Genomic DNA, 12256 nt, shown 5'->3' with positions numbered 1-12256 from the left:
AACGACCGCTCGAAAGAGACGACAGCGCGGGGCAGGCGAATGTCGTCGAGTGCAGGTCGAGCGACTGCGTCCGAGGTCCGAACTGGCGACAGCCGTTCCGTCTCGATCCATCTGGCCTTGCAGCGCACGAAAAAACGGCAGGTTTCCCTGCCGTTTTTCGTTTCAGTGCGGGCGAGAGGATTTGAACCTCCACGACCGAAGTCACATGGCCCTCAACCATGCGCGTCTGCCAATTCCGCCACGCCCGCATGAGCAGTGAGGAGTAGTAAATGTAACGTCGTTCCCCGCCCGGTCAACGGGGTTGGAGCGCAGGCCTGACCGTCTCTGCGGCCCTCATTTTCCGCGTACGTCGCACGATCGGATCGTCCCGACGAGAGGGCGATCCTCTGTCGAACAGGGAGGGGACAAGCGATCCTCCGGTTCGCTGCTTCTTATCCTTATTTCTCTGCGGAGGTCTCCGCCTCGGACGGCGCAGCGCTCTTGGGAAAGAGCGTCTCCGTTTCGGGAATCTCGCCCGCGAACCAGGAAACGCCCGGATCGCCGCGGAAATGGAGGCTCTTCACCGGTTCGCCGTCGGGACCGCTAAAGAGGCTGACGCGCAGGCCGCGAACTTGGATCGGCGTGTTCGTCGGGCCGCCCCACAGGAACCGCCCGGAGTCGACCCAGCCGCCGACCCCCTGGTCGAGAACCTTCGGCCCGTCCGCCGTCAGAACCTCGACCTTCCAGGCTGTGTTCGGCTGAGGCTGATTGGGATAACAACCCGACAGCACGATCGTGTCGATCGCGACCGGCTGGTCCCAGCTCGCCTCCAGATAGATCGGATCGGCATCGCTGCGGACGCCCAGGTCGCTCTGCGAAGGAGTTCCCCATTCGTGCCACTGCGATTCCTCGGCGAAACGGCCTTCGCCGGGGAGATAGACCAGATCGCGAGCCTTGCCGCGCGTGCCCGGTCCGAATTCGTCGACGTTGGAATCGAGCTTCGCCGTCGCGAGCGCGTTCGTCGCCCGCGCGGGCAGCAGCAGCTTCGCGAGGTCCTTCGGCTCCGCGTCCGGGATCCAGGTCGCCTGCGGATCGCCAGGCGGACGATCGAGCGATAGGAACGCGAACAGATCCTGCATCTCCTCGGGCGTAATCTGCTCGTCCAGGTTCTGCGGCATGAGCGACAGCTCGCTCTTCTTCACCGTCTCGATATCCTCCGCCGGGATGATCGCCTGCTTGCCCCCCTGCTGCTTGAGGACGATCCGCTGCGGGCTCTCTTCGACGACGAGGCCCGTGAGCGCTCGACCGTCGGAGGTCAGCACAGTCACCGACTGATACCCGGGGCCGATGACCAGCGACGGGTCGAAGACGTTGGAGAGCAACTGGTCGAACGAGGCGCGACCATTGCGGGTGACGTCAGGGCCGACTTCTTCGCCCTGACCGTGGATCTTATGGCACTGTCCGCAGACCTTCGTGAAGATCGCCTGACCCTTGTGGGGGTCGCCCGTCTGGGCCCGCAGTTCCCGCCGCATCTTCGCAATGACCAGTTCACGGGCCGGATCGCGACTGTCGCGGATCGTGCCCCAGAGCCCCTCGACCCGCTTCGCCAGTTCCGGCGACGCGATCGCCCGGATCTGCAGGAGCTGCGTTTGGCTGACGAGCTCTTTCGGCGCCTCCTCTGCTTCGATCGCGTCGACCAGCGTGGCGATCCATTCGGGACGTCGCGTCAACAGATCGACCCAGCGAACCTGTACCTCGGGCGATTGTTTCGAAAGATGCTCGACTAGAAAATCCGCGATCGAGGGATCGTCTCGTTCGGCCAGCAGGTTGGCCGATTCCTGGCGGAACCATGCCTGACGCTTCGGATCGATGGCCCAATTCTTCAGACGTTCGGTCTGCGCTGCATCGTCGACCGTCGAAAGAGCGAACATCGCCGCACGCTGCCGATCGCGCGGCGCCGCGTCATCGGTCGCCCACTGCACGGTCCGCTCGACGGCGGTCGCATCGCCCCAGGTCGCGGCCAGCAGCGTCGCTTCCGCGATCAGATTCTCCGAAACGTCCTTCGACGCCAGAATCTTCTTCACCGGCTCCTCGAATGCCGCACGCACCTGCTTCGCGGTCTCGCCGCGAATCTCGCCTGACTGAAGCTTCTGCGCGATCAGCGACAGGCAACGCTCCGCCGCGGGTCGCGCGGCAGGGCTCTCCCACCCGATCGCGAAGAGATCGGCCAGCGCCTGGACCGAACCGCCTGCCGACGTCACGGCGATCTCCATCGCCCGCGGAAGCAGTTCTTCGTTGAGCGCCTTGGTCGGCTGCTCGATCTTTCGGAAAGCGGCTGCGAACGAACCAGGATCCGACTGCAGGCGGGGCTTGAGCGCGTTCCAGGCGATGTGCGGGATCAGGACGTCATCCGGCGAAGCCTGCGCCGCGGCGAGCGCGACCTGTACCGGGTCGACGCCGTCGATCTTGGGCGCTGCGATGATTGATTGCAGACGAACGTCCGCTGCCGGGTCGGTAGCCGCCGCAGCGACCCGCTTCGCGAGCGCGGGCGTCGAGACGCCGTACCGCCTCGCATGATCGCCGGCGGTACGCACGCCCCAGGCGCGAACGGTTTCGTCGGCGTCATCGAGCAGGGAGTTCAGGAACGCCTCCGAGACCGGGGCGCCCGAAACCCGGGACCAGAGCGCGTGCATGCGGAACTTCAGCGGCTGCGACGCGTCGAGCGCCAGCGCCTCCAGCTTCATGTCCGTCCGGCGGTTGCCGATCTTCTGGTCCGCGCTTCCCCGCTCGGCGAGGATCCGCTGCGCGAGGTCGCGGTAGAAGACGTTCGGACTCTGCAGCCGCGCGATCAGTTCGTCGTCCGATTCGCTTTCCAGATTGAACGCCGCCGTGCGAGGCGTGTCGCGATAACGAACGCGGTAGAGGCGCCCGTTACCGCGGTCGATCCCCTGCGGGTCGCGCTGGGCGTCCTGATAGCAGTGGTAACGGTCGTACCAGTCCAGAACCCACAGGCAGCCGTCGGGACCCGTCTTCTGCACGACCGGCATGAACCAGGCGTCATGGGCCGAAAGAAAGTCGGGCGCGTCGCCGGCACGATAGGTCGAGCCATGCTTCGCGATCGTGTCGACGTTGATGCAGCCGCCGTGGATGTTCCCCATGTAGAGGCGGTCGCGATACTCTTCTGGATAGGCGTCGCTGTCGAAGTAATGAATCCCGCAATACGCTGCCTGCTGATGCTTGAAGTCGACGATTGACTCGATCTTCCACGTGTTCGGCGGATAGGGTCCGCCCTGGCGATGGTAGTAGCCCGTCTCCGTCAGATGCCAGAGGTGATCGATCACGCACGCGCTCAAAAAAGCGCTGCCGCGATGATCCCACGCCACGCCCCAGGGGTTGCTGGTGCCCTCGGCGAAGAGTTCGAACTTCCGCGTGCGGGGATCGATGCGGAAGAGCGCGCAGGTGAAGTCGTACGTCTTGCCGTCGCTCTCGACGTGCGACGCATTGAAGACGCCGTTCAGTCCGTACAGATAGCCATCCGGCCCCCAGGTGAGCGAATTAGGCAGCTCGTGCGTATCGTCGCGTCCGAACCCGGTGACGACGACCTCGCGCTCGTCGGCTACGTCGTCGCCGTTCGTATCCCTGAGGAACAGGATGTCGGGCGAGTTGGCGACCCAGACGCCGCCGTAACCGATCGCGATGCCGGAGGGAATGTTGAGGCCTTCCGCGAAGATCTTGACGCTGTCGACGCGCCCGTCGCCGTCGGTATCTTCCAGGATCTTGATCCGGTCGCGGCCCTCGCCGGCTTCCTTGCGCGGGTACTCGAAGCTCTCGGTGACCCAGATCCGTCCGCGGGCGTCGAACGCCATCGCGACGGGGTTCATGATCTGCGGCTCGGAGGCGACCAGTTCGACGCTGAAGCCCTCCGGCACGGTCATCTTCGCGATCGCCTGCTCCGGCGTCAGCGCCGGACCGGGAGGCGCCGACTGGCCCCGCGGAATCGGTTCGTCACTTTCCGCCGCGAACGCGGAAATAACGCCGAGCGAACAGAGCGGAAGCGCGAGCGCGAAGCTGCGCATCGCGAAGCGGGCGTAAGAGCGAATCATGGCGGAGGGGAGAGAAGGCAAGAGACGAGTCGAGCGGGCCGGGAGAGCCTGCCCGTCGAAACGCTGGAGCGACGGCGCGACGCAGCCATTGTGCCTTGCACGCCCCCGCCGGGCAAACGGGCGACGTAGCGCTCGCCCGGATGGGGCGGGTGAGCAGACACCCGGAATGCGCGAATCATCCCGTGTGCCATGGCTGGCTCGTCCAGCCGTGCGACCATGCATTGACGCTCAGACTGGTGAGTTCGGCACACAGGATAACGCCCGATATTGGACGAACGTGCCCCTGCTTCGGCACGGCAGGACAAGCCAGCCATGGCACACAATTCCCAGCGATTGGCGCCCGTGGCCTGAAGCCCGTCAGCTACGCGCCCGGACGATGTTCTCCGCCATCTTCAGGACGGCGCCTTCGATCCACTGACGGTTCGACTCCGTGTCGAGTTCGTCGTCGCGGAAGGTCGTCGTCGCGTTCAGCACCTCGTTCGTCAGATCGTACGGATTGACGCCCTGCCCCATGGCGATCGCTTTGACAGCGAAGCCCGACTCGCCGGGCCGGGGAACGATCTCGATGGAGAGCGTGCCGCTCTGATCTTCCGACGAAGCCTTGAACGAGCCGGGGCTGATCTCTTCCGACTTCGCGTCGTGCCACTCCAGCTTCTTCGCAGCGGCCTCGAACAGCGGCAGGATTCGCTGTTTGCCGAAATTGCTGACCGCGGCGATGCGGGCCCGGTCGGCTCCGTTCGCTTCCTCTTCGCGACGGCGGGCCTCTCGCTCGGCAAGCTTCTCTGCGAGGATCGGATCGAGCCGGGCGTCGAGTTCGCGCAGGAAGTCTTCGATAGCCATAAGTCGCGAGGATGCGTCGGTCGGATGAGATGAACGGCGACGAGACGGGAGCCGCAGGGATTGGCAAGCCGAGGTTCAATCCTACCCGAGCGAGGCTTCGCGTCAACGCGACGTGGCGCGCCTCAAGCGCGACCAAGATGCTCGGCACGCATGATCGCTATGCGACGACTACTTCACCGCAGGCAGCGGCAGTTCGCCGGCGCCGAGCGCGAGGTAAGCGCCTGCCGCGACGACGGCGCCCAGCAGCGGGCCGAGCACGGGGATCCAGGCGTAGGTCCAGTCGCTGTCCCGCTTCCCGCCCGGCATGGGCAGCAGCGCATGAATCAGACGCGGCCCGAGATCGCGAGCGGGGTTGATCGCGTAGCCGGTCGTCCCTCCCAGCGACAGACCGATGCCCAGCACCAGCAGCGCGACGGGGAACGCGTCGATCGCGCCCAGCCCGCCGGCGGCGCCCTTCGATCCTGCCACGTCGGGCGCGGCGAGATAGAGCGCCCCGAACACGAGCACGAACGTCGCGACGGCTTCGGAAAACAGATTCAGCGGAACGTTCCTGATCGCTGGGCTCGTGCAGAAGACGGCGAGCTTGGCGTCCTGATTTTCCGTGACGGCGAAGTGCGAGTGATAGAAGAGCCGGATGATCGACGCGCCGATCATCGCTCCGATCATCTGCGCGGCGAAGTACACGGGAACCTGCTCCCACGGAAACTTGCCCGCCGTCGCCAGACCGAGGGTGACGGCGGGATTGAGATGCCCCTGACCGAATCGAGCGGTGACGAACACGCCGACGAACACCGCGATCGCCCAGCCCCAGGCGATCACGATCAGGCCCGTGCCCTCGCCCTTCGTCTGCTTGAGCACGACGTTCGCGACGACGCCGCCGCCGAGCGTCAACAGCAGCGCGGTGCCGACAATTTCGGCGACGAACGGAGACATGCCGGAATCCTGAGAAGCGGTACGAGGAGAATGGGTTACTTGTCTAATCGTTCGGTGCGACTCTTTCGACGGGCCGTCCTGAGAGGCACTACCAGATCAGGAGACCTCCGGTCATACGAAGCGGCGGGGCCGGGAGACCCGGGGCGAGCGCAGACTTCTTCAGTACGACATTCACGACGAAGCCGAGCGTCTAAATCTGCGTGAAGAGTTAGCGCCGAGTTCCAAAGTCTCTCCTGATTTCAATCACGCCGCTCGCAGGAAGCTCGAATCCCACGGAGAAGCCAGGGTTCACCACTAATCCGAAGGCGCTCGGCATCCAGTCCATCAACGCCTTTCCAGTCATGCTGAGACAATATGGAGCTTCTTCACTGAACTTAGAAGTGCGTTGCAGGGACGTGAAGACAGCCATTAGAGAGCCAACTCGCCGGTCGAACAGCAAAGGCTGAAACCCCGGGTAGTGTCCGGTTAGTGTGTTGCTGACTCTGGCTATTCAATTCGCTGCAAGACGTAAAGCGGCCGGCCATCGCGGAAACCGACGTAGCAAACTACGTAATCCTCCCGATTGAACATCAAAAAACAGTCCGCCCTCCAAGGATCTTCGACGAGCGATTCCATTCCGCTATATTCCCAGCCATCTTTTTCGGCGCAAAGGTCACGGATGAATGATTCGGCGGTGCGCCTAAGCTCGTCCTCTTCTTCCATCGAAGGCCCTCTCTATCGTCGGTGAAAGGCAGCCGCCATTTCAAGCCAAGGGGCCGCCATCGCCCCCCTGACCGGGCGAGTCGCATTCTACGCCGCGCTCGCGTAACTTGCCGCTTCGTTCAGCAGCTTCTCGATCGTCCACGGTTCGGTCGCGATGCCGTGAGCGACTGCCGGAGTCGTCTTTAGCGACATATGCGGACGGACGAAGTTGTGCCACGCGAAGTAGATCGCGAGCATAGCGTAATGGTTCTCGAACTTCTTGCTGAAGGCGTTCGTGAGCCGCGTCATGCGACGGCAGTGCATCCGCACGTTCAGATTGCCACGTTCGACGTGCGAAGTGCAGATCCGCTTCTGATCCGGGCTGCCGAACGCCTCTTTCTTGATGATGGCCATTATCGCCGCCGGGCTGTACCTTCGCGGGCCGTCGCCCTTCGGATCGTTGCCGTACTGCTTGACGAGAATGCCGTGGCTCACGCGGTCGCGCAGGCGATTCCAAATCGTCGGCAGGTAGGAACCTACGCCCTCCTGTCGATAGCTCACTTGCCGGTTTTCTACCCGAAGCGGGCGCCGGCGTCTTCCAGCGAGGGCATCAGATACCCGCGAGCGAGGGCGGAATAGACATCGACCTGCGCACGCTTCCAAGCCTCGTCGCGATGGAGTTCGCTGGCCATGATTTCCGCCACGCGCGGAGCGGCCTCGATGCTGGCGGCGGCGTTCAGAATCAGGCAGCGAGTTCTCCGCGACAGAACGTCCTCGACCGTTCGCGCCAACTCGTATCGCACGGCCCAGACGACCTGGGCGACGCTGACCGGAAGGCGCTCATGCAGACGCTCGGCGTACTCGGGTCGCTCTCGCATCAGAGCCTCGATCGCTGCCGCGTCGGCTCCGTAGACGGATAGATCGCCCTTCTTCGCTGCATCGGCGGCGTGTCCATGAATCCGCAGGTCCTGCGTGACGCAGGGACGAGCGTCCAGACCCGCGACGGTCGCTGCGCGGTTGACCGTATCCTCAGCCATCCGCCGGTAGGTCGTCCACTTTCCTCCGGTGATCGTGACGAGCCCGGCGTCGGACACCGCCAGCGTGTGATCGCGAGCCAGCTTCGCGGTATTCCCGCTCGCGGCTGCGTTCGACACGAGCGGACGAAGCCCGACGAAGACGCTGAGCACGTCCTTCGGGAAGGGTCGCTTCGACAGGTACCTGCCGGCGTGGTCGATCAGGAAGCGAAGTTCTTCCTGCAGCGCCCGCGGCTCGGGCGAGATCTCCTGCACGGGCGTGTCGGTCGTCCCGACGAGCACGACGCCATGCCACGGCACGGCGAACAGCACTCGCCCGTCGTCGGTCTTGGGCACCATGATCGCCGCGTCGCCCGGCAGGAACGACCGGTCGAGCACGATATGGACGCCCTGGCTGGGCGAGACCATCGCCCGCGCGTCAGGTTCGTCCATGCGCCTCACGGCGTCGGTGAAGACGCCGGTCGCGTTGACGACGGCGCGTGCCTGAACGTCGAAGGCTTCGCCCGTCTCTTCGTCGACGGCGCGAACGCCGCACACCTTGCCGTCCGACTTGATGAGCCCTACGACGCGAGCGTAGTTGAGCAGGATCGCTCCCCGCTCCGCCGCTGTCTGGGCGAGGTTGATCGCCAGGCGCGTATCGTCGAACTGCCCGTCGTGATAGACGACGCCGCCGTTGAGCCCGTCCGGGTTCAGCGTCGGCGCCAGTTCCAGCGCCTGTTCCTTCGACAGAAACCGCGATCGCCCGAACCCGGAGCGCCCCGCGAGAAGGTCGTACAGCTTCAGGCCGATGCCGTAGAAGGGCCGGTCCGTCCAGCGATAGCTCGGGATCACGAACGGCGTGTCGTGGACCAGGTGCGGAGCGTTCGCGAGCAGCCTGCCTCGCTCTAGCAGGGCCTCCGTCACGAGCGAGACGTTCCCCTGCTTCAGGTAGCGCACGCCGCCGTGAACCAGCTTGGTGCTGCGCGACGACGTCCCCTGCGCGAAGTCGCTCCGTTCCAGCAGCAGCGTGCGATAGCCGCGCGCTGCGGCATCGACGGCGCTGCCGAGCCCGGTCGCCCCTCCGCCGATGATGACCAGATCCCACGGATCTCCGCCCGCCCGCGCTGCGGCGAGCATCGCGTCGCGATTCATGGACGGCGCCCTTCCTGAAGTCGATGCGTCGCTCATACGGACTCCGGCTCGACCCAGCCCCTGGAACGTTCGACCGCGCGTCTCCACTGCCGCAGGCGTTCGTCCGCCTCCACGCGCGGAATCTGCGGCTCGAACCGTCGATCGACGGCCCACTGGGCGTTGATCTCGTCAAGGCCGCTCCAGAAGCCGACGGCGAGACCGGCGAGGTAAGCGGCGCCCTGCGCCGTCGTCTCCGTCACCTGCGGACGGACGACCGGCACGCCGAGCAGGTCGGCCTGAATCTGCATCAGCAGATCGTTCGCCGCGGCGCCGCCGTCGACGCGAAGTTCCTTCAGCGCGATGCCGGCGTCCGCTTCCTGAGCCCGCACGACGTCGACCGTCTGGAAGGCGATGCTTTCGAGCGCCGCCCTGGCGAGATGAGCGCCGGTCGTGCCGCGCGTCGCGCCCACCATCGTCGCCCGGGCGTACGGATCCCAGTGAGGCGCCCCCAGGCCGACGAACGCCGGCACGAAGTAGACGCCGTCCGTGCTTTCCACCCGCCGGGCCAGTCCCTCGACCTCTGCCGAGGTCCGGATGATGCCGAGCCCGTCGCGGAGCCACTGCACGACGGCGCCGGCGATGAAGATGCTCCCTTCGAGCGCATAGGACGGGCGTCCCTTTCCGATCCGCCACGCGACAGTGGAAACCAGGTTGTTCTGCGACGCGACGGCCTTCTCCCCTGTGTTCATCAGCAGGAAGGCGCCGGTGCCGTAGGTGTTCTTGCCCATCCCGGCTTCGACGCAGGCCTGACCGAAGAGCGCCGCCTGCTGGTCGCCCGCGATGCCGGCGATGGGGGCAGGATGCGAGAGGAGTTCCGACGACGTCTCGCCGTAGACCTCGCTGGAGGATCGCACCTCGGGCAGCATCGACCGCGGCACGTCGAGGGCGGCCAGAAGCTCGTCATCCCACTCGCACTTGTGGATGTCGAACAGCAGCGTCCGCGAGGCGTTCGTGACGTCGGTCAGGTGCAGGCGACCGCCGGTCATCTTCCAGACCAGCCACGAATCGACGGTGCCGAACGCCAGATCTCCCGCTTCGGCCCGCGCTCTCGCTCCCTCGACGTTGTCGAGGATCCAGCGAACCTTGGTCCCGGAGAAATAAGCGTCGAGCACCAGCCCCGTCTTTTTACGGAACAGTTCCGCGAGTCCCTCCTTCCGCAGGCGATCGCAGAAGCCCGCGGTTCGGCGATCCTGCCAGACGATCGCGTTGCAGACGGGCTGTCCCGTCTTCCGATCCCAGACGACGACCGTTTCGCGCTGGTTGGTGATGCCGATCGCGGCGACGTCACGCGGATGAATGCTCGCCCGGGCGAGCGCCTCCGCGGCGACGCCTGCCTGCGTCGACCAGATCTCCGTCGGATCGTGCTCGACCCAGCCCGGCTGCGGAAAGATCTGCCGGAATTCCCGTTGAGCGGTCGCGACCGGTCGCCCGTCCCGATTGAACAGAATCGCCCGCGAACTGGTCGTTCCCTGGTCGAGCGCAAGGATGTACGGCATGACGAGAGACTTCGGAGAAGAGAGAAATCCGTCAGACGAAGCCGCAGCATAGCGCCCGGGCGCCGCCCGCGCGACTCGATCCAGTGTCTCGGGCGTTCAGCCTCATCGGCACGAGGGGAGTTCGACGGGGATCCTGCTCGGGATCCGGATTTCCCGAAACGCGAGCTTTCATGCACGAGCCTTCATTCGTACTGGAGGTTCCGGCGCCGGCAAGGGAACCCTGTGCGAGATTGCCGAGTCGCAACGAGGCTGGACGCAATCCACAGGAGGCCTGTAACGAGCCCGACTTCAGGAGGGAGGGCAGACCGCCGCGATCATCGGAGAGCACTTCAAAAACAGGAACAAGCGTACGGAGCTCGACACGAGCCTGGACCGTCAAACCCCCTACGGCATGGTTTACGATAGTCTCGCCGAACCTACGGACAGCGATCTCGCTGCCACGCCGCTCACCGAGCGGGCGGAGATCCTCTTGGAGTCGAGGCCTTACCCTGCGTCATGACGCAGGTCGATCGCGGCGTTCGACCGAAACGCACGCGCGAAAAGGGAAACGTGAAATGGCTTCTCCCTCGCGAACCACGCTGACGCCTGTCCTCACGCTGGCGTGGCTTCTGGCGCTGACCTGCGGCCAGTCTGTCGCCCAGGCGAAGCCAAACGTTCTCTTCATCGCCATCGACGATCTGCGCTGCGACGTCGGAGCCCTCGGCGTCTCGCATGCGAAGACGCCGCAACTCGACGCGTTCGCGGCGTCGGCGCGCGTCTTCACGCAGCACTACGTGCAGGCGCCGACCTGCGGGGCGTCGCGGTGCGCGCTGATGCGCGGGCGCTATCCGACGACGCCGGCGCATGTGGGAAACGACGGCATTCTGCGAACGCACGCGGAGTGGGGCGAGCAGAGTCTGCCGGCGGTGTTCCGCGCGGCGGGCTATCGCACGCTGGCGGTGGGAAAAATGACGCACTATCCCGGCGGGCGCACCGGCAAGGGCTGGGCCGGGGGGCCGGAGGAACTGCCCGGCGCGTGGGACCTCGCGTGGATCCCGGACGGGCCTTGGAAGAACGCGCAGGCGATCATGCACGGCTATGCCGACGGCGTCGCGCGCCAGCCCGGCAAGTCGCCGCCGTGGGAGGCGCACGACGGCCCGGACGAGGCTTATCCTGACGCGTGGGTCGCGGCAGACGCTGTGAAGACGCTGGGCGAACTCGCTGCGCAAAAGGAACCGTGGCTTTTCGGCGTCGGTTTCTTCAAGCCGCATCTCCCCTTCGCCGCGCCGCAGCGCTGGCACGATCTGCATGCCGCGGGCGTGCCGGAAGTGAAACCGGAGGCGGCGGAGAAACCCTCGTGGCCCTCAGGCTGGCACGGGAGCGGCGAGTTTCGCGGCAACTACGGTCACGCCGGACGCGATCCGAACGAGGACGCCGACTACGCGAGGCTGATGCGTCGTGCCTACGCCGCGAGCGTCAGCTATATGGACGCGCAGGTCGGCCGCGTGCTGGAGGAACTGCACCGACTCGGCCTCGAAGACAACACCGTCGTCGTCGTGTGGAGCGACCACGGTTTCCTGCTCGGCGAGCACGCCATCTGGGGCAAGCACTGCCTCTTCGAGCAGGCGGTTCGCTCGCCGCTCATGATCCGCTACCCCGGACTGCAGCAGCCGGGCCGCGTGAGCCAGGCCACGGTCGAGACGGTGGACCTGTTTCCCACGCTGACCGATCTGTGCGGACTGCAGGCTCCGGCGTCGCTCGACGGACAAAGCCTGCGTCCCAAATTGAATGACCCCGACGCGCCGTCCGCCAAGCCAGCGCTCAGCTTCTGGACCGGCGGCCAGCGGACAGTCCGAACCGATCGCTGGCGGCTCATCGTGCATCCTGTGAAGGGCGCGGAAGAGCCGCAGATCGAGTTGTTCGATTACGAGACCGATCCCGACGAAACGCGCAACCACGCTTCGGCGCATCCGAAAGTCGTCGCGGACCTGCTCGCGCGGCTGAACGAAGCGCCCGCTGTTTCCGCCACGAAGTGAAGCGA

Annotated in this window: 9 protein-coding genes and 1 tRNA gene; 1 reads left to right on the top strand and 9 read right to left on the bottom strand. The window is 65.5% G+C overall.

The window, feature by feature from the left end; translation table 11 throughout:
* Positions 1 to 166 precede the first annotated feature (166 nt).
* The 9 genes from SH602x_RS13690 to glpK all read right to left on the bottom strand — a co-directional run bounded on the left by SH602x_RS13690 (position 167) and on the right by glpK (position 10236).
* A tRNA-Leu gene (locus SH602x_RS13690) sits at positions 167 to 248 on the bottom strand.
* A gap of 189 nt (positions 249 to 437) precedes the next feature.
* Entirely contained in the window at positions 438 to 4082 is a 3645-nt protein-coding gene (locus SH602x_RS13685; RefSeq protein ID WP_479472841.1) for a PVC-type heme-binding CxxCH protein, read from the bottom strand.
* 357 nt (positions 4083 to 4439) lie between these two features.
* A complete protein-coding gene (locus SH602x_RS13680; protein ID WP_479472840.1) occupies positions 4440 to 4922 on the bottom strand; it encodes a hypothetical protein in 483 nt (160 codons plus the stop codon).
* Between the two features lie 168 nt (positions 4923 to 5090).
* Complete coding sequence (locus SH602x_RS13675; protein ID WP_479472839.1) at positions 5091 to 5855, bottom strand: MIP/aquaporin family protein; 765 nt, start codon at positions 5853 to 5855, stop codon at positions 5091 to 5093.
* A 208-nt stretch (positions 5856 to 6063) separates the two neighbouring features.
* Positions 6064 to 6264 carry an SseB family protein gene (locus SH602x_RS13670; protein WP_479472838.1) on the bottom strand — a complete coding sequence of 67 codons (201 nt, stop codon included), beginning with the start codon at positions 6262 to 6264 and terminating at the stop codon, positions 6064 to 6066.
* A gap of 77 nt (positions 6265 to 6341) precedes the next feature.
* A complete protein-coding gene (locus tag SH602x_RS13665) occupies positions 6342 to 6557 on the bottom strand; it encodes a hypothetical protein (RefSeq protein ID WP_479472837.1) in 216 nt (71 codons plus the stop codon).
* A gap of 87 nt (positions 6558 to 6644) precedes the next feature.
* Entirely contained in the window at positions 6645 to 7097 is a 453-nt protein-coding gene (locus tag SH602x_RS13660; protein ID WP_479472836.1) for a hypothetical protein, read from the bottom strand.
* 11 nt (positions 7098 to 7108) lie between these two features.
* Entirely contained in the window at positions 7109 to 8701 is a 1593-nt protein-coding gene (locus SH602x_RS13655; RefSeq protein ID WP_479472835.1) for a glycerol-3-phosphate dehydrogenase/oxidase, read from the bottom strand.
* 32 nt (positions 8702 to 8733) lie between these two features.
* Complete coding sequence (glpK, locus tag SH602x_RS13650; protein ID WP_479472834.1) at positions 8734 to 10236, bottom strand: glycerol kinase GlpK; 1503 nt, start codon at positions 10234 to 10236, stop codon at positions 8734 to 8736.
* Between the two features lie 554 nt (positions 10237 to 10790).
* On the opposite strand from glpK, the gene SH602x_RS13645 reads away from it, so the two are divergent.
* A complete protein-coding gene (locus tag SH602x_RS13645; protein ID WP_479472833.1) occupies positions 10791 to 12251 on the top strand; it encodes a sulfatase in 1461 nt (486 codons plus the stop codon).
* The last annotated feature ends 5 nt before the right edge of the window (positions 12252 to 12256 follow it).

The sequence above is a fragment of the Lignipirellula cremea genome, assembly GCF_056501455.1.
Note: the sequence above shows the minus strand (reverse complement) of the source record. Positions and strands in the feature narration are given on the sequence as shown.

Coding starts and splice junctions, on each gene's coding strand:
- SH602x_RS13655 (WP_479472835.1), bottom strand. CDS start 8,701: ATGAATCGCGACGCGATGCTCGCCGCAGCGCGGGCGGGCGGAGATCCG.
- SH602x_RS13645 (WP_479472833.1), top strand. CDS start 10,791: ATGGCTTCTCCCTCGCGAACCACGCTGACGCCTGTCCTCACGCTGGCG.
- glpK (WP_479472834.1), bottom strand. CDS start 10,236: ATGCCGTACATCCTTGCGCTCGACCAGGGAACGACCAGTTCGCGGGCG.
- SH602x_RS13665 (WP_479472837.1), bottom strand. CDS start 6,557: ATGGAAGAAGAGGACGAGCTTAGGCGCACCGCCGAATCATTCATCCGT.
- SH602x_RS13680 (WP_479472840.1), bottom strand. CDS start 4,922: ATGGCTATCGAAGACTTCCTGCGCGAACTCGACGCCCGGCTCGATCCG.
- SH602x_RS13685 (WP_479472841.1), bottom strand. CDS start 4,082: ATGATTCGCTCTTACGCCCGCTTCGCGATGCGCAGCTTCGCGCTCGCG.
- SH602x_RS13675 (WP_479472839.1), bottom strand. CDS start 5,855: ATGTCTCCGTTCGTCGCCGAAATTGTCGGCACCGCGCTGCTGTTGACG.
- SH602x_RS13670 (WP_479472838.1), bottom strand. CDS start 6,264: ATGGCTGTCTTCACGTCCCTGCAACGCACTTCTAAGTTCAGTGAAGAA.